This is a genomic window from Bradyrhizobium sp. BR13661 (assembly GCF_029892425.1).
Taxonomy (GTDB): domain Bacteria; phylum Pseudomonadota; class Alphaproteobacteria; order Rhizobiales; family Xanthobacteraceae; genus Bradyrhizobium.
Window position 1 is genome coordinate 262,576 of record NZ_JARXWB010000004.1, and the last position, 22,253, is coordinate 284,828.

Annotated in this window: 20 protein-coding genes; 10 read left to right on the forward strand and 10 right to left on the reverse strand. The window is 63.6% G+C overall.

Annotation, left to right across the window (positions count from 1 at the left end; translation table 11 throughout):
* Positions 1-10: 10 nt before the first annotated feature.
* Complete coding sequence (locus M2427_RS08900) at positions 11-1,084, reverse strand: COX15/CtaA family protein (protein WP_280705869.1); 1,074 nt, start codon at positions 1,082-1,084, stop codon at positions 11-13.
* A 103-nt stretch (positions 1,085-1,187) separates the two neighbouring features.
* Here M2427_RS08900 and M2427_RS08905 point away from each other — a divergent pair, with 103 nt between their 5' ends.
* Complete coding sequence (locus M2427_RS08905) at positions 1,188-1,409, forward strand: DUF2842 domain-containing protein (protein WP_280705870.1); 222 nt, start codon at positions 1,188-1,190, stop codon at positions 1,407-1,409.
* A gap of 3 nt (positions 1,410-1,412) precedes the next feature.
* On the opposite strand, the gene M2427_RS08910 is transcribed toward M2427_RS08905, so the two are convergent.
* The gene (locus M2427_RS08910) at positions 1,413-2,456 is read right to left on the reverse strand and encodes a polysaccharide deacetylase family protein (protein WP_280705872.1); all 1,044 of its coding nucleotides are present in this window, start codon (positions 2,454-2,456) and stop codon (positions 1,413-1,415) included.
* A gap of 130 nt (positions 2,457-2,586) precedes the next feature.
* Between M2427_RS08910 and M2427_RS08915 the strand changes: the two genes are divergently transcribed.
* Positions 2,587-3,768 carry a GNAT family N-acetyltransferase gene (locus tag M2427_RS08915; RefSeq protein WP_280705873.1) on the forward strand — a complete coding sequence of 394 codons (1,182 nt, stop codon included), beginning with the start codon at positions 2,587-2,589 and terminating at the stop codon, positions 3,766-3,768.
* Between the two features lie 47 nt (positions 3,769-3,815).
* Here M2427_RS08915 and M2427_RS08920 read toward each other — a convergent pair whose 3' ends face one another.
* A complete protein-coding gene (locus M2427_RS08920) occupies positions 3,816-6,035 on the reverse strand; it encodes an exopolysaccharide transport family protein (RefSeq protein WP_280705875.1) in 2,220 nt (739 codons plus the stop codon).
* A gap of 194 nt (positions 6,036-6,229) precedes the next feature.
* On the opposite strand from M2427_RS08920, the gene M2427_RS08925 reads away from it, so the two are divergent.
* The 3 genes from M2427_RS08925 (at position 6,230) to M2427_RS08935 (ending at position 10,350) form a co-directional block, all read left to right on the forward strand.
* Positions 6,230-7,363, forward strand: coding sequence for a glycosyltransferase family 4 protein (locus M2427_RS08925; RefSeq protein WP_280705876.1), 1,134 nt, complete (start codon positions 6,230-6,232; stop codon positions 7,361-7,363).
* 119 nt (positions 7,364-7,482) lie between these two features.
* Complete coding sequence (locus tag M2427_RS08930; protein ID WP_280705877.1) at positions 7,483-9,030, forward strand: undecaprenyl-phosphate glucose phosphotransferase; 1,548 nt, start codon at positions 7,483-7,485, stop codon at positions 9,028-9,030.
* Positions 9,031-9,102: 72 nt separating this feature from the next.
* Entirely contained in the window at positions 9,103-10,350 is a 1,248-nt protein-coding gene (locus tag M2427_RS08935) for an O-antigen ligase family protein (protein ID WP_280705878.1), read from the forward strand.
* Here the strand turns inward: M2427_RS08935 and M2427_RS08940 are convergent.
* On the reverse strand, positions 10,328-10,795 hold the full coding sequence (locus tag M2427_RS08940; RefSeq protein WP_280705880.1) for a MarR family transcriptional regulator: 468 nt from the start codon (positions 10,793-10,795) through the stop codon (positions 10,328-10,330). The two genes, M2427_RS08935 and M2427_RS08940, sit on opposite strands and share 23 nt — an antisense overlap.
* 148 nt (positions 10,796-10,943) lie before the next feature.
* Here M2427_RS08940 and M2427_RS08945 point away from each other — a divergent pair, with 148 nt between their 5' ends.
* Positions 10,944-12,140, forward strand: a complete 1,197-nt coding sequence (locus M2427_RS08945) for an FAD-dependent monooxygenase (protein ID WP_280705881.1) — start codon at positions 10,944-10,946, stop codon at positions 12,138-12,140.
* A 46-nt stretch (positions 12,141-12,186) separates the two neighbouring features.
* Here M2427_RS08945 and M2427_RS08950 read toward each other — a convergent pair whose 3' ends face one another.
* The 4 genes from M2427_RS08950 to M2427_RS08965 form a co-directional block, all read right to left on the reverse strand.
* Positions 12,187-13,362: a saccharopine dehydrogenase NADP-binding domain-containing protein gene (locus M2427_RS08950; RefSeq protein WP_280706038.1), complete on the reverse strand. Its 1,176-nt coding sequence runs from the start codon at positions 13,360-13,362 to the stop codon at positions 12,187-12,189.
* A 5-nt stretch (positions 13,363-13,367) separates the two neighbouring features.
* Positions 13,368-14,546: a saccharopine dehydrogenase NADP-binding domain-containing protein gene (locus M2427_RS08955; RefSeq protein WP_280705883.1), complete on the reverse strand. Its 1,179-nt coding sequence runs from the start codon at positions 14,544-14,546 to the stop codon at positions 13,368-13,370.
* 9 nt (positions 14,547-14,555) lie between these two features.
* Positions 14,556-15,335, reverse strand: coding sequence for a DUF169 domain-containing protein (locus M2427_RS08960; protein WP_280705884.1), 780 nt, complete (start codon positions 15,333-15,335; stop codon positions 14,556-14,558).
* 89 nt (positions 15,336-15,424) lie between these two features.
* The gene (locus M2427_RS08965) at positions 15,425-16,192 is read right to left on the reverse strand and encodes a YdcF family protein (protein ID WP_280705885.1); all 768 of its coding nucleotides are present in this window, start codon (positions 16,190-16,192) and stop codon (positions 15,425-15,427) included.
* 175 nt (positions 16,193-16,367) lie between these two features.
* On the opposite strand from M2427_RS08965, the gene M2427_RS08970 reads away from it, so the two are divergent.
* From M2427_RS08970 to M2427_RS08980, 3 genes are all read left to right on the forward strand, one after another.
* On the forward strand, positions 16,368-17,309 hold the full coding sequence (locus M2427_RS08970; protein ID WP_280705886.1) for an acetamidase/formamidase family protein: 942 nt from the start codon (positions 16,368-16,370) through the stop codon (positions 17,307-17,309).
* 200 nt (positions 17,310-17,509) lie between these two features.
* Positions 17,510-17,707, forward strand: coding sequence for a hypothetical protein (locus tag M2427_RS08975; RefSeq protein WP_007603456.1), 198 nt, complete (start codon positions 17,510-17,512; stop codon positions 17,705-17,707).
* Between the two features lie 69 nt (positions 17,708-17,776).
* Entirely contained in the window at positions 17,777-18,265 is a 489-nt protein-coding gene (locus M2427_RS08980) for a GcrA family cell cycle regulator (protein ID WP_280705887.1), read from the forward strand.
* Positions 18,266-18,545: 280 nt separating this feature from the next.
* Here M2427_RS08980 and M2427_RS08985 read toward each other — a convergent pair whose 3' ends face one another.
* Positions 18,546-20,090: a porin gene (locus M2427_RS08985; RefSeq protein ID WP_280705889.1), complete on the reverse strand. Its 1,545-nt coding sequence runs from the start codon at positions 20,088-20,090 to the stop codon at positions 18,546-18,548.
* A gap of 414 nt (positions 20,091-20,504) precedes the next feature.
* Between M2427_RS08985 and M2427_RS08990 the strand changes: the two genes are divergently transcribed.
* On the forward strand, positions 20,505-21,011 hold the full coding sequence (locus tag M2427_RS08990; protein WP_280705890.1) for a MarR family transcriptional regulator: 507 nt from the start codon (positions 20,505-20,507) through the stop codon (positions 21,009-21,011).
* Positions 21,012-21,045: 34 nt separating this feature from the next.
* Here the strand turns inward: M2427_RS08990 and M2427_RS08995 are convergent, their stop codons facing one another.
* A complete protein-coding gene (locus tag M2427_RS08995) occupies positions 21,046-22,161 on the reverse strand; it encodes an alpha/beta hydrolase (protein ID WP_280705892.1) in 1,116 nt (371 codons plus the stop codon).
* Positions 22,162-22,253 lie beyond the last annotated feature (92 nt).

Below are 22,253 nucleotides of genomic sequence, written 5' to 3' on the forward strand. Positions count from 1 at the left end.
CTGAGAGTGATCAGCCGACCGGGACCGCAAGCAATTGCGCCTCAGTCGATTGCCGCGACGCCAGCCGTTCCGCCTGCATCACCGCCAACACCAGCACGACGATCGCAACGGCCTGGTGCGACAGTGCGAGATCGATCGGCACCTGGTTCAGCAGCGTCAGAATGCCGAGCACCGCCTGCAGGCTCACGGCCGCGAGCAGCCACAGCGCACCGCTCGCTGCAGAGCCGGCCCGCGTGCGCACCGCATCGAATGCGTGCAGGGCCGCCAGCGTGAACAGCAAGTAAGCCGCCATGCGGTGCTCGAACTGCACCGTCAGCACATTGTCGAACATGTTGCGCCACCACGGCGTCTCAAACCATAGCCGCTCTGCGGATGGAATGAACGCCCCGTCGATCTGCGGCCAGGTGTTGTAGGCGCGTCCCGCGCGCAGGCCTGCGACCAGCGCACCGAAATAGATCTGAATGAAGGTCACGACCACCAGTATGGCGCTCGTGAGCCGCAATCGCACTGGGACTGCAAGCTGCGGCCGATCAGCAAGCCGTCGCACCGTCCAGACGATGCCGGCAAAGATCAGCAGCGCCAGCACCAGATGCGTGGCCAGCCGATATTGCGACACCTCGACCCGCTCTGAGAGCCCGGATGCCACCATCCACCAGCCAACCGCCCCCTGGAGGCCGCCGAGCGCGAACAGCAGCCACAGCCGCCGCTTCAATTCACCGGACAGACCGCGGCGCCACAGGAAGAACAGGAACGGCAGCAGATAGGCGACGCCGATGAAACGGCCGAGCAGCCGATGGCTCCATTCCCACCAGAAGATCTGCTTGAACTCGGAGAGCGACATCCCGGCGTTGAGCTCGCGATATTGCGGGATCTTCTTGTAGGCCTCGAAGGCATCCGACCATTGCGCCTCCGACATAGGCGGCAGGCTGCCGGTGACCGGCTTCCACTCGACGATCGAGAGACCGGATTCCGTCAGTCGTGTCGCGCCGCCGACCAGCACCATCAGCGCGATCAGGCCGGCCACGGTGATCAGCCACCAGCGCACGGCGCGATGCGGGTTGGTCGGGGCGGAAATCGTCGTCATTTCAGAGGCAAAACCAGGACTTGAAGGCTTGAACCGGACTGCGTGCCCCTTATAGTCCCCCGCTCCCGCAGCGCAAGTTACGCGAAAGCCGCAAGTCCCCGCTATGACGATCTGCACACGCAAGTTCCTCGGCGCCATCCTGCTCCTGATGCTGGCCACCGTCTGGGCGCTGCTCGGCATGGCGGCGGCGCAGATGCCATGGATCGCCGAGTCCGGATGGCGGCAGGCAATCTATTACGTGGTGGTTGGAATGGGCTGGGTGCTGCCGGCAATGCCAATCGTGAGCTGGATGCAGCGGCCTGATCGCGCCAAATCCGGTTCGTAGCCTCTAGCTCGTAGCGCTGCCCGTCGGTTTCACCGGCGCGAAGGCAACTCCCGACACCAGCACCCGCAGCATGCGCAGCGAGCGCACCCTGCCGTCCCAGGAAATCCGCGGCAACGCGCGCAGATTGGTCCGCCCTTCCGAATCCACGATTCCCGGGATCGTCGAGACGGCGCTGACAAAGCCGGCCTCCTCCGCCATCACGACATGGTTGCGTCGAAACGAAGCGCGGTCGCCGAACGGAAACGCCAGATGTCGGATCTCGCGGCGGAACGATGCTTCCGCGACCGCCTTGCCCATCGTCATCTCGCGCAGCGCGGCCGGGTCCTTCATGTTGGCGAGAACGGGATAGTTCACGGTCGCGCTGCCGATCGTCACCCGTGGATCCGCAGCGAGCCTGGCCAGATCCTCCCAGTCCATCGATGCCTCGCGCGAGAGGGCGGCGAGATCGATGCGATAACGTGTGCAGAGATCGGCGATCGCAACCGACAGATCCGCCGGCGAGAGCGAACGCAGCCAGCCCTCGAGATGCGAAAACAATGCCTGCTTCTCGGCGATACCGGTCACGGTGAAGCGCTGTTCCTTGTCGCCCATCATCAGGCTGATCCGGCTCTCGCGCGCGATCACCTGCTCCAGCCCGAGCCACCACGCTTCGCCGACGCCATCGGGAAACGCGGTGGGAACGTAGAGCGTGAACGGCACGGCGTGGCGCGCCAGCACCGGAAAGGCAAAGCTGATGAGGTCCTTGGATGCGCCGTCGAAGGTGAGCGCAACGAAGCGCCGCTTCTCCGGCAGTGTCACGGCGCGCCGGCAGACCTCGTCCATGCCGAGAAAGTCATAGTTCCAGCGCTTGAGGGCGCGAATGGCACGGTCGAGAAATTGTGGCGTGACCTCGTGTTCGCGCAGCGGCTGGAATGCACCGCTCCGGCGAGGACGCACGTGCTGAAGGTGCAGGATCGCGCCTGCACCGCGGCTGCGCAGCAAGGGCTGGCCGCTGAACCATGCCAGTTCGAGCCGCAACCGCTCCAGCCATCTGTCGTCGGATGCCAATATCCCACCTTCGCGCTCGCCGGCAGCCCGTACCGTCGGCCACTGTCATTACCCTTTGTTGACATTTGTTTGCAAAGGTCGGCCACAGGCCGAACTGGGTATTTTTCAGCTTTCTCGACAGGTTTCGCGAATGACCATGGCTGCGGCGATGCAAAGCCCGACGGCAGAATCGCCAGCGCGGTCGAAAGCGAGCCGCATCGCGCATGTCGAGGTCGTCACTGATCTCGGCCAGGCCGAGGCAGTCTGGCGCGCTTTCGAAGAGCCCGGCCATCTTTCCACCCCCTATCAGCGGTTCGATTTATTGAGCCCCTGGCAGCGGCTGGTCGGAAGCCACGAAGGCGCCCGCCCCTTCGTCGTGATCGCCCGTGACACCGAGCACAATCCCCTCACCCTGCTTCCGCTCGCACTGCGCCAAGGCCACGGCGTGCGTACGGCTTGTTTCATGGGCGGCAAGCACACCACGTTCAACATGGGCTTGTGGAATGCCGAGTTCGCGGCACAAGTCGTTGCCGCCGATCTCGATGCGCTGTTTGCACCGCTGCGCGATCAGGTGGACGTCCTCGCTCTGACTCAGCAGCCGAAGCGCTGGCACGATCAGCAGAACCCATTCGCTCTCTTGTCGCAGCAGAGCCCCATTAACGGCTGCCCGCTGCTCGTGATGGAGCCGGGCGGGCCGCCGGCATCCCGGATCACCAATTCGTTCCGCCGCCGGCTGAAGAGCAAGGAGAAGAAGCTCCAGGCGCTCTCCGGTTACCGCTATCACCTTGCCACAACGGAGGCGGACGTTACGCGCCTGCTCGACTGGTTCTTCCGCATCAAGCCGGCAAGGATGGCCGAGCAGAAGCTGCCGAACGTATTTGCCGACCCCGGCGTCGAGCAATTCATCCGCAGCGCCTGCCATGCTCCGCGTGGCGAAGGCCGTGTCATCGACATCCATGCGCTCGAGTGCGACGATGAAGTGATCGCGATCTTCGCCGGCGTCGCCGACGGTCAGCGCTTCTCGATGATGTTCAACACCTACACGCTGTCCGAGCACGCCCGCTATAGCCCGGGCCTGATCCTGATGCGCTACATTATCGACCGCTGCGGCGAGCGCGGCTACCACGCACTCGACCTCGGCATCGGCTCGGACGACTACAAGCGCATGTTCTGCAAGAGCGACGAGGACATTTTCGACAGCTTCGTGCCGCTGACCTCACGCGGCAGGCTCGTTGCGATGGCGATGTCCTCGCTGAACCGCGGCAAGCGCCTGGTGAAGCAGAACCAGATGTTGTTCGACCTGGCGCGCAGGTTGCGGCAGGCGTTCGGGTAGCAGACCCGGCTCTAACTCTATCGCCTGGGAGCCGCCTTCTCTCGGACCTACGCCGCCGCCACGCGCGGCGTCTCAGCGGCATCCGACGTCTGCACCGGCCGGGCCAGCATCGTCACGTCGCTGAAGCCGACGGCTTTGAGCTGCTCGCACATCAGCGTGCGCGCATCGGTATCCATCGAGGCATCGGGAACCACGACGGCGCGGGCATTCGCCGTCAAGAGATCGGCCGGCAGCTCGGAAGCGGTGCCGGCGTCGAGCACCACATAGTCGTAAGCGCGCAACAGGGCGTCGACCGCAAGCGTCACGCGCGGCGACTGCAGCAGGCTGTGGTCGAAGCCGGGACGGCCGGCCATGACCAGATGCAGCCGCGAGAGCTTGTCGCGGGTGATGACCTGCGCAAACGAAGCCTGCCCCTGCATCAATTCGGCAAGGCCCGGCGCCGAAGCGTCGACAGAGACGGCAGCAAAGGTCGGCGAGGATGCGGCGAGATCGATCACCACGACGCGCGCGTCGCGCGCCAGATGCCGGGCCAGCGTCAACGCTGAAAGCGTGATGGCCTCACCCGAGGCGGTACCGAGGACGGTGACCTTTTTCGCGTTGGCCCCGGCTGCCCTCAGGCTCTCGGCCAGCTGCCCGATCTCGGCGAGCGCGCTGACATCGGCATCGGCCGTGATGCCCGGCTGGAGCGGCGCCGGATCCATCTCCGCCTCGTCAACCGCAGGCGCGCGGCGAACCGCCGCGGGCGCGAGCGTGGCGACGGCGCGCGGCGCGGTCTGGCGCAGCAGCTCGCCGGTGACGACGAGACCGGACGACAGCAGCAGCGTCGCCAGCGTCGCGATCAGCACGATCGGCAGCTTCTTCGGATAGGCGGGCATGTTGGAGACGATGGCGCGCGAGATGATGCGACCCTCAGCCGGCGCGGAATCGATACTCTCGCGCGTGCTGGCTTCGCGGTACTTGCCAAGATAGGTCTCGAGCAGGTCGCGCTGCGCCTTGGCTTCTCGCTCCAGCGCGCGAAGCTGCACGTCCTGGCCGTTGGTCGAGGTCGCCTGCCTCTTGAGCTGTTCGAGGCTCGTGGTCAGGCCGTCGACCCGGCCGCCGGCGATCCGCGCATCGTTTTCCAGCGAGCGCGAGATCTTGGCCGCCTCGTCGCGGATCTGATTGTCGAGGTCGCCGAGCTGCGCCTTCAATTCCTTGATGCGCGGATGATTGCCGAGCAGCGTGGACGACTGTTCGGCGAGCTGTGCGCGCAGCGTTACCCGCTGCTCCGACAGGCGCCGCATCAACTCGGAGTTGACGACCTCGGATGCCTCGATCGGCTTGCCGCTCTGAAGCATCTCCTTGATCAGCCGCGCCTTGGATTCCGCATCGGCCTTCAGCGCACGCGCATTGTTGAGCTGGGTGTTGACCTCGCCCATCTGCTGGTTTGACAGCGTCGTATTGTTGGTGCCGACGAAAAGCGACGATTTCGAACGGAAATCTTCGACCTTGGCTTCGGCCTCGGAAACCTTCTTGCGCAGATTTTCGATTTCGCCCGACAGCCACTGACTGGCGTTGCGCGCCTGATCCTGGCGCGCATTCTGTTGGAGCACGAGATAGCCGTCAGCAATCGAGTTGGCGACACGGACGGCAAGCTCGGGATCCTGCGACTGGAACTCGACCACGATGACGCGCGACTTGTCGACGGCGTAAGCCTGGAGGCGATCATAATAAGCGTCAAGCACACGCTCTTCCGGCGTCATCGAGAACGGGTCCCGGCCGATGCCGACCAGCGCTGCGAGCGACTTCAGCGGCGAAATGCCTTGCAGAACCGGATCGAATTCCGGCCGTTCCGCCAGCTTGTTCTTCTTGATGATCTCACGCGCAAGATCGCGCGACAGCACGAGCTGGACCTGGCTGGTGACGGCCTCGGGGTCGAGCGCCTGCCGTTCCTCGGTGCTGCGATCACTGCTCGGGCGCAGGAAGACGTTCTCGCGGCCATCGATCAGGATGCGCGACTCGGATTTGTAGCGCGGGGTGATGAGGTTGACGATGGCGACGGACGCGACGAGCGCCAACACAGTCGGCACGATGATCCAGCCGCGCTTGCGCGCAAGCGCGCCGCCGAGCGCATGGAGGTCGATGTCACCTGATTCGGCTGACGCCGGCTTCGCGGCATCGGGCGCGGGCCTGGCGTCGCCCCCCGGCTTTGCCCCGGGTATGGCCTTCGAAACGGCCCGCTCGACGACGGCCTTGTCCTTGCCGGCACGCCAGAACGCTAAACGCATCGAACACTCCCGCAGGGCAACGCCACTCGTGTACCTCAATGGAGCCGATTACACTCCATTAAGGTTGCCGCTGGGTTAATCGAGACAACTTGCGAGCGACGCACGCAGCCTCGTCACCGTTTGTTAACCACGAGGCCCCTTAATTCATCTTGATATTTCGAGAGCTTTGTTGGCGTCGAGCGCTGGTTTTGATCATGCCCCCCTCTCCTGACCAGCCGCTTCGAATTCTGCATGCGGTGCGCGCGCCGGTCGGCGGTATCTTCCGCCACATCCTGGACCTCGCCAACGGCCAGGTCGATCGCGGTCACCATGTCGGCATTCTCGCCGACAGCCTCACCGGCGGTGAGCGCGCCGAAAAGGCGCTGGCGGAGCTTGCACCGCGCCTGAAGCTCGGCGTGCACCGGCTCGCGATCCGCCGCGAGCCCTCGCCGGATGATTTTCTGGTGTGGCTGCGGATGCAGCGCCTGATCGGCCGACTCAAACCCGACGTCATGCACGGCCACGGCGCCAAAGCCGGGGCCTTCGTCCGCATGCGACGGCGTTCCAACGACAGCATCCGCATCTACACCCCGCATGGCGGCTCGCTGCATTATCCGCTGCACACATTGAAGGGCGAATTTTACGCCCGTCTCGAACGCACGCTAATGGGCTCGACGGATCTGTTCCTGTTCGAGAGCGCCTTTGCCCGCGACACCTACCAGCGCATCGTCGGCACCCCAAAGGGCGTCGTGCATTGCGTCTTCAATGGTGTGACACCGGAGGAGTTCGAGCCTGTTATCATCGCCGATGACGCGACCGATCTCGCCTATGTCGGCGAGTTCAGGCACATCAAGGGCGCAGATCTTCTGGTCGATGCGGTGGCCCGGCTGCATGAGAGCGGCAAGAAGGTCACGCTGACGCTCGGTGGTGATGGCGAGGAGACAGCCACGCTGAAGGCGCAGGTCGAGCGGCTCGGCCTGACGCGCGCGATCCGCTTCATCGGCCACGTCAAGGCGCGCTACGGCTTCTCCAAGGGACGACTGCTGGTCGTCCCCTCGCGCGGCGATTCCATGCCCTATGTCGTGATCGAGGCCGGCGCCGCCGGCATCCCCATGATCGCGGCACGCGTCGGCGGCATTCCCGAGATTTTCGGCAGCGAGAGCCCGGCGCTGTTCACAGCCAGCAACGCCGAAGCCATGGCCGAGGCGATCGCGGCCGCGCTCGACAACCCGCAGGGAACCGCGCAGCGCGCATCCGCCTTGCGCGAGCGCATCTCGGCGCATTTCTCCCAGCAGGCGATGGTCGACGGCGTGCTCGCCGGCTACCGCGACGCATTTGCCAATCATTAACTATTTCTCCGCCTGCTTTAGAGAATCTTCCGATTTGTCCGATACTCCAGGCGACCAGGGGATGCTTTGCCCGGAACGCATTACTGCGTCGCGGGTCTTTGGAATGGACGTGGACGCCCGTGGAAACGCTCAACGCACGCTCGATGCTCGATGCCGCGACCAGCGCCGCGGCCCAGGCGACTGACCAGTCCTTTGTCGAACGCCGCCGTCGCCTCACTCCGGCCGCGCTCGAAGTCGTCAACCAGAAAGTTGCCCGCGCCTATTCGCCGATCGTGATCGCCGGCGCCGTGCGCGCCCTCGATTTCGCGCTGCTGAGCTTCGTCGGCGTCGCGCTCTATGTCGGCTATGTCATGCCGATGTCCGGCTTCAGCTGGGCTTATCCTGCCGAGATCGTCGCCGTCGCGGTCGCTGCCGTGGTCTGTTTTCAGGCGGCCGACATCTACCAGGTTCAGCTTTTCCGCGGTCAGCTTCGTCAGATGACGCGGATGATCTCGTCCTGGTCGTTCGTCTTCCTGATGTTCATCGGCATCTCTTTCTTTGCCAAGTTCGGCAGCGAGCTGTCGCGGCTGTGGCTTGCCGCCTTCTACTTCCTCGGCCTTGCCGCGCTGATTGCGGAGCGTCTCGTCCTGCGCTCGCTGGTGCGCAGCTGGGCGCGCCAGGGCCGGCTTGACCGCCGCACCATCATCGTCGGCTCCGACCGCAACGGCGAGGAGCTGGTCGAGGCGTTGAAGGCGCAGGCGGATTCCGACATCCACGTGCTCGGCGTGTTCGACGACCGCAATGACAGCCGCGCGCTCGACACCTGCGCCGGCGCGCGCAAGCTCGGCAAGGTCGACGACATCGTCGAATTCGCCCGCCGCACCCGGGTCGATCTCGTGCTGTTCGCGCTGCCGATCTCGGCCGAGACGCGCATCCTGGAGATGCTGAAAAAGCTCTGGGTGCTGCCGGTCGACATCCGCCTCTCGGCGCACACCAACAAGCTGCGCTTCCGTCCCCGCTCCTATTCCTATCTCGGCGAGGTGCCGACGCTCGACGTGTTCGAAGCGCCGATCACCGACTGGGATCTGGTCATGAAATGGCTGTTCGACCGCCTCGTCGGCGGCCTGGCATTGCTTGCGGCGCTTCCGGTGATGGCGCTGGTGGCGCTCGCGGTCAGGCTCGACAGCCCCGGCCCGGTCCTGTTCCGCCAGAAGCGGTTCGGCTTCAACAATGAGCGCATCGACGTCTACAAATTCCGCTCGATGTATCACCACCAGGCCGACCCGACGGCGTCGAAGGTCGTGACCAAGAACGATCCGCGCGTCACCCGCGTCGGCCGCTTCATCCGCAAGACCAGCCTCGACGAGCTGCCGCAGCTTTTCAACGTGGTGTTGTCCGGCAATCTCTCCCTGGTCGGCCCGCGCCCGCACGCGGTGCAGGGCAAGCTCCAGAGCCGCCTGTTCGACGAGGCCGTCGACGGCTATTTCGCGCGCCACCGCGTCAAGCCCGGCATCACCGGCTGGGCCCAGATCAACGGCTGGCGCGGCGAGATCGACAATGAAGAGAAGATCCAGAAGCGCGTCGAGTTCGACCTCTACTACATCGAGAACTGGTCGGTGCTGTTCGATCTCTTCATTCTCCTGAAGACGCCGATCTCGCTGCTGACCAAGAACGAGAACGCGTATTGAGCTGTGGTCATGCCCCGGAAAGGCCGGGTCCATGACAGAGTGTTTGTGGCGTACCGATAGCGTGAGTGCCTGATGGCGTATGCGGCGACAGCCGGGGAAATGACCGCAGCCGCACCGGCTGCGCCCGGCGTGCTGGCCCTTCAGCGCGCGCTGGTGTGGCTGGTCGGCGCGTCCGGCGCGATCGTCTTCATCGAGCCGAGCCCCTACGAGATCGCGACGCTGCTCGCCACCGTGACGTTCTTCGCGACAGGCCTGCGGCTCAGGCTCGTGCTGATGCCGCTGGTGCTGGCCCTGGTCCTGCTCAATTTCGGCTACACCATCAGCGCGATCCCGCTGTATGCACAGTCCGAGGTCGTGAGCTGGATCGCGACCTCCTGGTACATGGCCGTGACCGTGGTTTTCTTCGCCATGGTCACCTCGGAGGACACGGCCGCGCGGCTGGACATGCTGCGCCGCGGCCTTGTGGTCGGCGCCATGATCGCATCACTCTCGGCCATATCAGGCTATTTCAACCTCGTTCCCGGCGGCCACGATCTGCTGACGCTCTACGAGCGCGCACGCGGCACGTTCAAGGACCCGAACGTGCTCGGCGCCTTCCTGATCCTGCCGGCACTGTTTGCGCTCCAGAGCGTCGTCTCGGACAAACTGCTCAAGGCGTCTCGCAATGTCATCGCCTTCGGCATCATGTCGCTGGCGATCCTGCTCGCCTTCTCCCGCGCCGCGTGGGGCGGACTGCTCCTGACCTCGGCTTTCATGCTGGCGCTGATGGTGCTGACCAGCCGCACCAATGCGCAGCGCTCGCGCATCATCATCATGGCCATCGTCGCGGTGGTGCTGGGCCTTGCGCTGATCGCGGTGCTGCTGTCATTCGATTCCATCGCCGAGATGTTCAAGCAGCGCGCAAGCTTCGACCAGAGCTATGACGAGGGCCGCTTCGGCCGTTTCGGCCGGCACATCCTGGGTGCGGAAATGGCGCTCGACCTGCCATTCGGCATCGGCCCGCTGCAATTCCACCGCTTCTTCCCCGAAGACACCCACAATTCCTACTTGAACGCCTTCATGTCCGGCGGCTGGCTCTCCGGCGTGTGCTATCCCGCGCTGGTCTTCACCACCGTGATCACGGGCTTCCGTCACATCTTCGTCCGCGTGCCCTGGCAGCGCGCTTATCTGGCAGTGTTCTCGGCCTTCGTCGGCACCGTTGGCGAGAGCTTCGTGATCGACACCGACCACTGGCGCCACTTCTGGATGATGCTGGGCGCGATGTGGGGCATGATCGCGGCCGCACAGGCCTACAAGACTAACGACGCTTCTTCAGCTTGAGGTCGGGCCGCTTCTCCGGCGGTGTGTCGAGCAGCCCCTTCAGCGTCGCGGTCGCAGCAAGGATGCTCTTGTAGCCCTCATTGGCGAAGCGCAGCAGCAGGCGCAGCTCCTCATCGGTATAGGTGCTGAAGACCTTCTCCATCGCCTGCTGCATCGGCACGTAGAGCTGGCCGATCTTCATGGCGGCCTCCGGCACGACGGCGATGAAGACCTTGCGGCGATCGGTCTCGTCCCGCTCGCGGCGCACGAGCCCGGCTTTCTCGAGCCGGTCGACCACCCCTGTGATGGCGCCCGTCGTGAGCCCCGTGACCTCGGCAAGCCGGCCCGCGGTCACGCGTCCCTCGAGATAGAGGATGTCCATGCATTCGAGATCGGAATTGGCAATTCCAGCCACGTTCGCGACGGTTTGTCCGTAGAGCACGCCCTGCGCGGAGGACCGGCGCATCGACTCTTCCAGTTCACCCAATAACGCAATGCGCGCTTTCGTCCTTGACAAGCTCGGCCCCATATCTTAGTCGATATATATCTTAGTAACTAAGAGATTTACCGACCTTAATTCCTCCTAGCACCACGGAAACGTCGGGAGCAAGCCAATGTCTCATCGTCCCCGCAAGGCCCTGATCATCGGCGCCGGCATCGCCGGGCCCGTCGCCGCGATCCTGCTGCGCCGCGCCGGCATCGAATCGGCAATCTACGAAGCCTGGCCCTACTCCAAGGGCATCGGCGGCGGCCTCCAGATCGCGCCGAACGGCATGCATGTCATGGACGAGATCGGGCTCGCCGGCGAGCTGATCAGCCGCGGCTCGATCGCGGAATCGTTCGACTTCTACTCGCAAGAAGGCCGACGGCTCGGCTCGATCAATCGCGACATGGCGCGACGCTTTGGCCAGCCCGCGGTCAATGTCTGCCGCGGCACGCTGAACGAGATGTTGGTCGACAAGGCCTGGTGCGCCTGCGTCTCGCTGTATTTCGACAAGCGCCTGATCAAGATCGAGGACCGCGGCGATCAGCCTATTATCGCCTATTTCGCCGACGGCACCACCGCCGAGGGCGATTTCCTGATCGGCGCGGACGGCGTGCATTCGGTTACGCGGCGTCAGGTGGTGCCGGATGGGCCAAAGCCCTTCAACACCGGCCTGATCGGGTTCGGCGGCTTCGTGCCCCACGCAGTCCTCAATGGCCGGGCGACCGGCTGGAATGTCGAGACAACGTTCGGGCAGAGCGGCTTTTTCGGCTACGGCTATTGCAGCCCGGACCCGAAGGACGGCGCGATGTGGTGGAGCACGCAACCGGCGCACGGCATGGATGCCGCCATGTTCCGTGCCCTCGACCAGCAGACGCTGAAGCAGCATCTGCGCGGCTTTCATCACGGTTGGCACGATCCGATCCCCGCTATCATCGAGGCGGCCGAGAACATCGTCGTCACCGACACGCTCGACGTCGCGACCCTGCCGACCTGGTCGCGCAAGCGCTCACTGCTGATCGGCGATGCCGCGCATGCGACCAGCCCCCATGCCGGCCAGGGCGCCTCGCTCGCACTCGAAGATGCAATGCGGCTCGCCCGCCTGATGCAAGTGAGGCAGGAGCTCGGCGCCACCTTCCAGGCCTTCGAGGCCGAGCGCCGTCCCCGCGCCGAGAAGATCGTCGCCCTCGCCCGCCGCAACGGCAACAACAAGCGCGAACTCAGCGCCGCCGGCGCGTTCATTCGCAATCAGATGATCAAATGGCTCTTGCCGCTGGGCGCAAAGAGCATGGATTTCATGTACGCGTATGATGCGAGGGCGGCGTAACTTTCTCTCCCCCTCTCTCGCAAGCGCAGCGAGGCGAAGAAAGCGCCTAGCCCTCCACCTCAAACCTCAGCCCGGCATGATCGATCAACCGCTTGATCAGTTTGTGCTGCATCGCTGCGCCCGGCGTCCACAGACCAGCCGGAACATCGGGCGTATCGCGCAGCAAGCAGATCGCACATTCGGAGATCATCTTGGCCGTTGACGCATAGCCGGGATCGAGATCGCCCTTCACTGCTGCGCGAACCTGACGGCCGTCGGGTGCGATCGCGACATAGAGCAGATCGTAACGACCGTTCTCGCGCTCTTCCTTCGACGGCCCTTCGCCGGGTCGAAGTGCCTTGGGGCCGGTCTTTTCGCTGTTGGTCGCCATGACAAGTCTGGCGTTGGCCTGCCCTACGTCGCCCGGCCCCGTCAGCACCATCTCGTCATAGACGAAATCCGGGCCATAAGGGAATCCCATCAGCATGTTGGAGCGATGGACATTGCGTGTGTTCAGCGTCGCCATCGCGAACGGGGCCGACCATGATTGCAGGTCTTCCTCGAAAACAGGCTTGTTTCCGCGCGGCTGTTTCGGCCCTTCGAAGCCCGGCGTGAGGGCAAAGGGATCCTTGAGGATCGACACCAGGCTGAGATCCTGCGCCACCGCTTCGAAGGTGACCCGCGCGCTCGCCGAGGTGCCGCCCGAGAACTTCCAGCTGAGGTCGCGGACGCGGCCCTTGACGCGGGGAGCCGGCGCGCCGAACACGCGGCGAGCTTCCTCCTGCACGAAGAACGCACCGAGCTCGAACGGCATGGAATCGAAGCCGCAGGAGAACATGATGCGCGCGCCGCTCGCCTTGGCGTCCGCCTCATGCCTTTCGATCATCTGCTTCAGCCAGATCGGCTCGCCGCAGAGATCCATGTAGTCGGTGCCATCGGCGACGCAGGCGGCGAGCAGATCAGACCCGTAAAGCTGATATGGACCGACCGTGGTGACGACCAGCTTGGCTTGAGCAACCATCGCCCGCAGCGACGCCGGATCGGCGGCGTCCGCAACGATGAGAGGTGTATCGGCGGGTGCGCCGATCGCCTCGCGAACGGACGCAAGCCTGTCTCTGCTGCGTCCCGCCAGCGCCCATGTCGGCGCCCCGTCACCAACGTAGTTCGCAGCGAGATATTCGGCGACGAGCTGGCCGGTGTATCCGGTTGCGCCGTAGACGACGATGTCGAACTTCGAGATCACGGACCTCACGCTTCCACGTCGAACGTCAATCCCGCATTGTCCCGCAGCCGCTTGATCAGCTTGTGCTGCATCGCTGCGCCCGGAGTCCAGAAGCCGGCAGCGACATCGGTCGTGTCGCGCAGCATGCAGATCGCGCATTCGGAGATCATCTTCGAGGTCGAGCCGTAGCCGGGATCGCGGTCGCCGGTGACGCCGGCGCGAACCATGCGGCCATCGGGCGCGATCGCGACATAGAGCAAGTTGAAGAGCCCGTTCTCGCGCTCCTCCTTAGACGGCCCCTCGCCCGGCTTCGGGGCGCTTGGGCCGGTCTTCTCCGCATTCGCCGCCATCACGCGCTTGGCGTTGGCCTCGCCCTTCTCCCCGGGACCGGTCAGAACCATCTCGTCATAGACGAAGTCCTGGCCGTAGGGAAAGCCCATCAGCATGTTGGCGCGATGAACGTTGCGGGTGTTGATCAGCGCCATCATGAACGGCGCGGCCCAGGAATTCAGATCCTCCTCGATCAGCGGCTTGTTACCCCTCGGCTGCTTCGGACCGGTAAAGCCCGGCGTCAGCGCGAACGGATCGTTCAGGATCGCGACGAGGCTGATGTCCTTGGCAACCGCGTCGAAGGTTGCCTTGGCGCTCGCTGCGGTGCCGCCCGAAAGCGTGCCGCGCATATCACGCACGCGGCCCTTCACCCGCGCAGCCGGTGCGCCGAACACGCGCTTGGCCTCTTCCTGCACAAAGAACGTGCCGAGCTCGAACGGCACGGAGTCAAAGCCGCAAGAGAATACGATGCGCGCGCCGCTATCCTTTGCGCCAGCCTCATACTTGTCGATCATTTGCCGCATCCAGATCGGCTCGCCGCAAAGATCGAAATAATCGGTGCCGGTCGCAACGCAGGCCGCCAGCAGTTCCTCTCCGTAGAGCTGATACGGACCGACCGTCGTGATGATCGACATGGTCTGCTCCGCCATCGCCTTCAGCGAGGCGGCGTCGGACGCATCGGCAACGATGAGCGGCGTGTCCGCCGGCGCGCCGATCGCATCGCGCACGGATTTGAGCTTGTCGAGGCTGCGGCCCGCCATCGCCCATTTGAGCTGCTTGTCGTGCTTGTAGTGTGCCGCCAGATATTCGGCAACGAGTTGGCCGGTGAAACCGGTCGCGCCGTAGACGACGATGTCGAATTTCGCAGAGCTCATGACTGGCCTTTACTTCTTCGCGTAACTCACGCCCATGCCGGCACGGACGTCGCTTTGAATCCCGTAGGGCGGGATCGGATAGCGCAGACCGTTCTTGGCCAGCGCCTTCATGCCCTCAATTGCCTTGGCGAGATGATGCGGCTTGAGCGCCATCAGCATTTCCTCGTCCGGCACGCCGCCATAGCGCCGTTCGGCATAGCATGGCAAGGACAGGCTGGGCTCGCCTGATTTCAGCGCGCGCCCCCAGGAATCCGCGCAAGCGGTCTCCCCGACCACGCCCCATTCGAATTTCTTGTAGCCGGTATATTGCAGCCCGTTGATCAGGATGATCATCTGTCCCGGTGTCGCGTAGACGAGGCAGATATCGGGAGGGTCAAGCCTGCCGCTCGCAAGCGGGCTCACGGCCAGCGCCTGATACTGGCCGAACGGAACCACGTCCAGTGCCTCCTGGCGCTTGCGTGCATCCTCGGCGGTGCCATGCCAGACCCCGACATAGTTTTCGCCCGCGAGCCATTTCTCGTCGTGGGGGCTAAGGCCAATCACCGCGCGGCACTGCGCGCCGACGAGGTCGTCGCCGGTGATGCCGACGGTCCACCCCAGACGGGAAGCCATGCTGACGATCTGGTCGGTGGTATGGATGGCGTTCGGTCGCCGGATCTTCGGGATCGCCTCCATGTCTTCGGCGCGCGCGAACAGCTTCATGCCGATGACCGTGGTCTTCAGCCGCAGCAGATTGTTGAGATCGGCGACGAGGCCGGCAAGGTCGATTGTCTCCGCACTCTGCTGCATGGCGTCCTCCGCGCCGGCGATCATGCGCCGATCATCTTGGTGATTGTTTCTCGTCCTTGCGGGACTTCTAGTCCTTGGCGGGACTTCTTCTAGTCCTTGGCGGGGCCTGGAAGCAAATCGCTGGTCCGGCCCGCCAGGCGATAAGCCACGAGGCCGATCCATTCGCGCACGGCGACATCCGTTCGGCCGAGCCCATCCAGACTCATATTGGTGAACGTGAAGAGATCCGCGCGCCCACCCATGCGCCAGTCCACGGGATAGGCCTCGACGTCGAAACCCGCCTTGCGGAAGATTCCCATCGAGCGCGGCATGTGGAAAGCCGACGTGACCAGCAGCCATCGCTCGCCCGGCTTGGGCGACACAAGTTGCTTCGTGAACATCGCATTCTCGTATGTGTTCCGCGACTCCCGTTCCAGGATCAGGCGATCCTTGCGGACACCCGAATTCTCCAGGATCGGCGCGGAATAATCGGCCTCCTTGGCGTTATCAGAGACCAGGTTCGCCGAGCCGCCAGTAAAGACGACGCGCGCATTCGGATATTTTCGCGCGAGCTCCGCGGTTGCGAACAGCCGATCGGCCGCGTGTGGCACGACAGGCGTGTTGTGCGCCGCCGACAGATCGGTATCGACGGAGCCACCCAGCACGACGATGCCGTCGGGCGCACCACGCGACGGATCCCACGGGGGAAATCGCGACTCCAGCGGATAGAGCAAGAGTTCGCCCAGCGGCGAAAAGGCGGCGAGCGCGAGCAGCACCAGCGTGGTCGCGGCCAGCTTCCGGCCAAGCCCGGCAAAGCGCGTTGCCATCAGCAAGACCGAAATGATCCCGAGTTCGACCAGAAGATTGACCGGCAGCACCGCGGCGCCAAGTGTCTTGGAAAGAATGAAGAACAGGACAGACCTCGCTGAAAATCATCGTACATGAGCGGGGTTGACCTGCCCGCCTATCTTCAGAAATCTTCTTGGAAGAGGATCGATTGCCGGGTCAAGCCCGGGCGTAGCAAGATCCGATGAAACCGGACGGACACTGCAAATGACCCACCATCACCTGCATTCAAGCCCCGAGACCTGCCATTGGGGCTTCTTCGAAGCCGCGCTCAAGCCCGTGCTCACCATCGCCAGCGGCGATGAAGTGACTGTCGATACCATCAGCGGCGGCCCTGACATGCTGCCCGACCGCAGCAAGTTTCACATTCCGCCCGAATTGTTCGAGGTTCATGCCAAAAACGAGCGCATGCTGCCCGGCCACATCCTGACGGGCCCGGTCGCCGTCGACGGCGCCGAACCTGGCGACGTACTCCAGGTCGATATCATCGACATCCGACTTCGGCAGGATTGGGGCTGGAATCTGATCAAGCCGCTGTCGGGCACCCTGCCTGACGATTTCCACGAAACGCGCCTCCTCAACATCCCGCTGGATCGGGCGCGGATGGTCGGCCGGATGCCCTGGGGCCTCGACCTGCCGCTCAAGCCCTTCTTCGGCGTGATGGGCGTCTCGCCGCCAGCGGCCTGGGGGCGCATTACCTCGCTCGTTCCGCGCGCGATGGGCGGCAATCTCGACAACAAGGAGCTCGGCGCCGGCGCGACACTCTATCTGCCGGTGTTCGTCCCGGGCGCGATGTTCTCTTGCGGCGACGGCCATGGCGCGCAGGGCGACGGCGAGGTCTGCGTCACCGCGATCGAAACCGCGCTCCAGGGCCGCTTCCGCCTGACGCTGCGCAAGGATTTGCGTTTCGCCTATCCCCGCGCTGAGACGCCGACGCACTACATGACCATGGCGATGGACCCCGATCTCGACCAATGCGCGGTGCGGGCGCTGCGCGACATGATCGTGCTGCTCGGCGAGATCAGAGGCCTGTCGCGCGAGGATGCCTATATGCTGTGCAGCCTCGCGGCCGATTTGCGGGTGACCCAGACCGTCAACGGCTCCAAGGGCATTCATTGCATGATCGAAAAGACGATCGTGCACGGCTAAGCCGGGCCCATACCTCCTAAGCGCTGACGCCACGCCGCTGCCCGGCATTTCGCGCGGCGCGCCGGCACGTGCCAATTTTTCGCAGCGATTCCAATGCGCTCTGCCACCGCAAAACCCCGGATTTGACTTCCTGCCCCGAACCTAAATAGAGTCTTAATCGTTACTTTTATGTACCTGAGTAAGAGGCTAGCGTTCGGGCCATGGCCACCGAAAAAGCCGAGACTGACCGCATTCCCGTAACCTTGGCGCTCTCGACCATCACCTATCTCGAAAAACTGGTGAGACAGGGCACCCACGGCACCAGCGTTCCCGGCGTCGCACGTACCTTGATCGAGGAAGGTATCCGTCTCGCCATCAAGGACGGACTTTTGTCGATTCGCGACAATGGCAGGACGTGAGCACCGAGCGAGAAGCGGGCGGATCTCGAGCTGCTGATGGCCAGATGTCGCAACCTGGGACCGTTACAAATGCCTATTCTCTCTCCGACCTGGACCAACGAACGAATTGAACTTCTGAAACAGCACTTCGCCGCAGGCCTGTCCTGCCGCGAGATTGCCGCCGACATTGGCGTCAGCCGCAACGCCGTGATCGGCAAGCTGTCGCGATTGAATCTCACCCGCGGCCGCTCGGTCGACGAGCGCAGGCTCCAAGATCGAAATCTGAACAGGGTTTCCCCCCCGCGCGCGCCAAAAGCGGTGCCCCGGCTGCAATTTGAAATGCTCGCCACGATCTACGGCGAAGTGGACGCGCCCGTGGTGACCGGCCCGATCGACCAAGCCAATCGCTGCTCGCTGCTGGAGCTCGATGAAAACCGCTGCCGCTGGCCGATCTCGACGCCGGGCGCGGAGGATTTTTGCTTCTGCGGCAATGCCGCGCACGATGGCCAGCCCTATTGCGCCGGCCACAGCCGCCTCGCATATCGGCCGAACTCCCGCGCGCGAGTCATGCGCGGCTGAAGCCGCGCGCCTCCCCACAACGAAAAACCTCCGGCAGGGCACTACCGGAGGTTTCTGGAGGCTTAGCGTGAAGCTAAGAGCCGTGACTTTTCGAAACCGGCTGAGCAGCTATATAGCTGATCAACTCAGGTAAGTAAATAAGATTGATGGCGATCGAATTGCATAGCTCGTCTTCGTCGCCCGCGTAGGAGATTTCTGATTCAGGGAATCAGCGTTTCTCCAGAAAAAAGCCCCGGCGGTTGCCCGCCGAGGTTCTCCGATCGATTGACGCGATCGATGATCAGAAGTTGCGCTGAGCGCGCAGCATCATGGTGACCGAGTTCTGGTCCTTCAGCTCGTACACAGCGCCCGGCTTGGCGGCGGTGGAAACCGCCGGAGCAGTGATGGCGCCAGAGTACTTCTGGTCCAGGCGCGACCAGCTCACGTCAGCGGTGAACGCCAGGTTCTTGACCGGGGTCCACACGGTGTTGACACCGAGGACGCCGAAGTTGAAGTCCGGGTTACAGGTCGAACCGGCCACGGCGATCGTCGCGAAGTTGGCGCAGATCAGGGTCTTGCCCGTCGAGCCGTAGCTCAGCGAAGCGTAACCACCGTAGATGGCGCTCGCCCAGTTCGGGCTCCAGTTGTGGGTGTAGCCACCGCGGACGCCCCAGGTCTTGACGGTATCGATGCCGTTGCCGCCACCGAAGACGCCGTCAGCAAGACCGGCGAAGCCGACACTCTGGTACGCCGAGCTGCTACCGCTGTACATGAAGAAGCTCTGCGGGAACAGGCTCTGGAAGTTGTAGCGGGTCGCACCATCCGTGTAGACGGCCTGCAGGTTGATCGAGTCACCCGCGCCGGTCGGGATGTTCTTGATCGACAACGAACCCTGGACTGCCCAACCCCACTTGTCCGACGGATGACCGGTGGCTTCGGTCGTACCGAAGTAGCCAGGATGGAGGTCATGCGCCGCAACCGAGATCTGGGCCAGACCCCAAGCCTGGTCAACGCGGACCGCGCCGGTGATATCGGGGACGCGCGTTCCACCCCAAGCCTGGACGCCGTAGTTGCCCTGAATGAGCGCGGCAGCAGCGTTCGCAGCCGCAGACGTCGTCACGATGGCACCTGCGCCGTTAACGGAGCTGGACGCCGTGAAGCCGGTGACGTTCCACAGGTTCGACTGGCCGTTCGACGCCGTCGTCTCCTCTTCCAACGCGATCGAACCCGTGATGCCCTGGCCGAAGTCAGCAGTATAGGCAAACTGGTTGATACCGTTGGTGTGATTGCTGCCGCCCGGAATGGTATCGGGACCGCCAGCTGGATAGCTCTGCCACGGAGCGTCGAAGATCGAGACCGTGCGGCCCATGGTGAAGCCGGCGAACTGGATGAACGCGTGGTAGAGACCGAGCGAAGGCGCACTGGAGGTGACCGACGCCGGGCTGCTGCCGGTGACGTCTGCCGTATTGTAGGTGAACGTCATGTCAGCATAGGTGCGGACAACGCCGTATTCCGTGGCCGTGCGCGTATCGATGTTGAGGTCGAGACGAGCGCGGCTGTAATAGTAGTTGGTCAGACGGTTGTTCGACCCACCGTTCACAGAGCTCGCGCTCTGATTGAAACCATAGTCGCCGGCGCCGCCGAGAATCGCGTCCGCACGGATGTAGCCACCCAGCTTGATACAGGTGTCGGTGCCCGGCATGTAGTAGAAACCAGCTCCGTACAGGGAGCAGATCTTCACGTATTCGACCGCCTTCGCCTTGACCGGAAGATCAGCCGCCTGAGCTCCACCGACGGCGATCAGACCCGCCGCAGTGCCGAGCAAAAGGCTCTTCACCACTTTCATTGAAAACCTCCAAGTTGTTCATTTTACGGAGACCGGACCGTAAGGCCCCCCAGATCCCCGTCTCTTCATCAAATCCGCTCGGCCGCTTCGCGTTTTCGGACACACCCGCTTGAGACGCGAGGGACGTGAGCGAACCACCTGCAACGGGACGATCGAGAACCCCCCACCGTCACGGACCAATATGCCTGCGCCGTTCCGTTAATCAAAATAGTTTATTAGATCAGCTTTGTGGTTTCACTAACCCTGTGTCTGCGGAGCAACACTGCCCCCGGAGCGCCCCAAAAGCTGACCGGATCATATTTGTAATTTCCGTGACACAATTACCCTGCTCTGCACTTGCGTCAGGGCAGACTTGCGTGGACTATGCCCGCCACAAACACTGGCCAGAATGAATCAGCTTCCGGGAGTGACGCTGTGTCAGCGACGAGGAAAGAAGGGGCGCGCCTCCGCCCCGCCGGCAATCTCGATATCATCAGGCGGTTTACCTGGGAGATATCGTCGATCAACATGTATCTGGAGGAGCTGCGTCAGTTCTGGGCCAGGACGCTCGGCATCAGCGGGCCGCAATGGCTGATCCTGATGGCGATTTCCGACCTCGACAAGGATGATGGCGTGCCCATCAACGTGGTCTCCAAGCTGCTTCACGTCGACCCGTCCTTCGTCACCACCCAGTCCAAGCTGCTGGAGAAGAAAGGCCTGTTGCGCCGCCGCCCCTCACCGACCGATGCCCGCGTGGTGCGACTGTCGCTCGTCGAGAAGACGCAGAAGCACATCGCGAGCCTCAACGAGCAGTACAAGACGATTCGCGAATTCGTTTTCCAGGAGTTCGACGAGAACGAGCTGGCAGAGTTCACCACCAAGCTCGCGACGCTGAAAAACCGGCTGGAAAAGGCCTGCGTCAGGGTCTCGCTCGACTTCTGAGGCGCAGCTCCGCTTCTCGGCCCGGCGGCCGCACTCAGATCCGCTTGCTGGCGGCGCCGAGCTGCGATTCGAGCCAGTCGAAGATGTATTCGTTGGCAAGGCTCGGATTGTCGGCATGCGCCTGCGCCGCGCCGGTTTCCGCTGCGGTGAACACCTTCAGCACGATGTCCGAGCTGCCCAGCCGGGATTTCTGCACGATCTGTTGCGCCCGGTCGGCCTCGAGCCACCCCTCCTCACCCAGCGTGATCAGCACCGGGCATTCGGCGCTCGATGCCATCAGGGGAGCATGCGGTACCGGGACAATGCTGAGATCCTTCATGGCGAAACGGCTGGCGAAAAACGACCGCTCGTGCAGATCCCACAGACCGCCATCGCAGACGGCCGCAGCAAACCGCGGCTCCTGCAACACCGCGCGGGCAACGAAAGATGAGCCCCACCCATCGGCCACGATCGCAACACGATCAAAATCGACGTCGCTGCGCAGCTCCAGGTAGTCCATGACGCTGGCGATCGAGCTCTCGATATCCCGACGCTGCAACAGCACGTCCATGTAGTCGTCACGCTCGTCGCCGAACAGATCGAGCGCCAGCATCGCAAATCCGCGCTCACGCGCATGCGGAGCGAGCTTGACCAGGAATTCTTCTTTGCGATGTCCGGGCTCGCCGATGCAGATCACGGTCGGAGCGCGACCGTTCGTCGCAGGTGCAGGCAGGAAGTAGCCCTGCAGCGAGTGTCCTTCGACCCACGGGATCGTCACGACCTCGCCGGCCGGGCCGCGCGCTTTGAGGAAACGGCGGGCGCATTCCTGCATCGCCAGCACGGCGACCCAGCGGCGCTCGTCGGCGGAATCGAGCGGCATTGCGGCCGCACTGTAGTAATTCATCGCGCGCAGCCAGTTGCGCTGTGCAGTGACCATATGGCCTTCCGCGAAAGCCGCCTCGGCGCGCTGCCGATTGGCCTGCGCCAGCTTCTTCCACTCGCGATGCCAGGACTGCTCATCGCCGCGCTTCAGCTGCCGCGCAATCATCAGGCATTCGGCGATGGTAGCGCCACCCTCCTGCGCCGCGGTGAGCAGCCGGGTGAATTCGGCGGAGATATCCTCTCTCTCCGGGCAGAGGATGAAGTCGTCGGAGAGCGATGCGGGTATCATTGGAGCTACGCTTGATCGTGGCGTTACCCCTGATTGCTAAACTATTTCAGTCCACCGACCAAGCTGGCGTGCTTCAAATGAGAGATGTTTGA

Bases quoted from the DNA above. Each gene is read 5' to 3' on its own strand.
- M2427_RS08905 (WP_280705870.1), top strand. From the start codon at position 1,188: ATGACGATCTGCACACGCAAGTTCCTCGGCGCCATCCTGCTCCTGATG.
- M2427_RS08955 (WP_280705883.1), bottom strand. From the start codon at position 14,546: ATGAGCTCTGCGAAATTCGACATCGTCGTCTACGGCGCGACCGGTTTC.
- M2427_RS08925 (WP_280705876.1), top strand. From the start codon at position 6,230: ATGCCCCCCTCTCCTGACCAGCCGCTTCGAATTCTGCATGCGGTGCGC.
- M2427_RS08970 (WP_280705886.1), top strand. From the start codon at position 16,368: ATGACCCACCATCACCTGCATTCAAGCCCCGAGACCTGCCATTGGGGC.
- M2427_RS08985 (WP_280705889.1), bottom strand. From the start codon at position 20,090: ATGAAAGTGGTGAAGAGCCTTTTGCTCGGCACTGCGGCGGGTCTGATC.
- M2427_RS08960 (WP_280705884.1), bottom strand. From the start codon at position 15,335: ATGCAGCAGAGTGCGGAGACAATCGACCTTGCCGGCCTCGTCGCCGAT.
- M2427_RS08940 (WP_280705880.1), bottom strand. From the start codon at position 10,795: ATGCGCCGGTCCTCCGCGCAGGGCGTGCTCTACGGACAAACCGTCGCG.
- M2427_RS08920 (WP_280705875.1), bottom strand. From the start codon at position 6,035: ATGCGTTTAGCGTTCTGGCGTGCCGGCAAGGACAAGGCCGTCGTCGAG.
- M2427_RS08995 (WP_280705892.1), bottom strand. From the start codon at position 22,161: ATGATACCCGCATCGCTCTCCGACGACTTCATCCTCTGCCCGGAGAGA.
- M2427_RS08975 (WP_007603456.1), top strand. From the start codon at position 17,510: ATGGCCACCGAAAAAGCCGAGACTGACCGCATTCCCGTAACCTTGGCG.
- M2427_RS08900 (WP_280705869.1), bottom strand. From the start codon at position 1,084: ATGACGACGATTTCCGCCCCGACCAACCCGCATCGCGCCGTGCGCTGG.
- M2427_RS08915 (WP_280705873.1), top strand. From the start codon at position 2,587: ATGACCATGGCTGCGGCGATGCAAAGCCCGACGGCAGAATCGCCAGCG.
- M2427_RS08945 (WP_280705881.1), top strand. From the start codon at position 10,944: ATGTCTCATCGTCCCCGCAAGGCCCTGATCATCGGCGCCGGCATCGCC.
- M2427_RS08935 (WP_280705878.1), top strand. From the start codon at position 9,103: ATGGCGTATGCGGCGACAGCCGGGGAAATGACCGCAGCCGCACCGGCT.
- M2427_RS08980 (WP_280705887.1), top strand. From the start codon at position 17,777: ATGCCTATTCTCTCTCCGACCTGGACCAACGAACGAATTGAACTTCTG.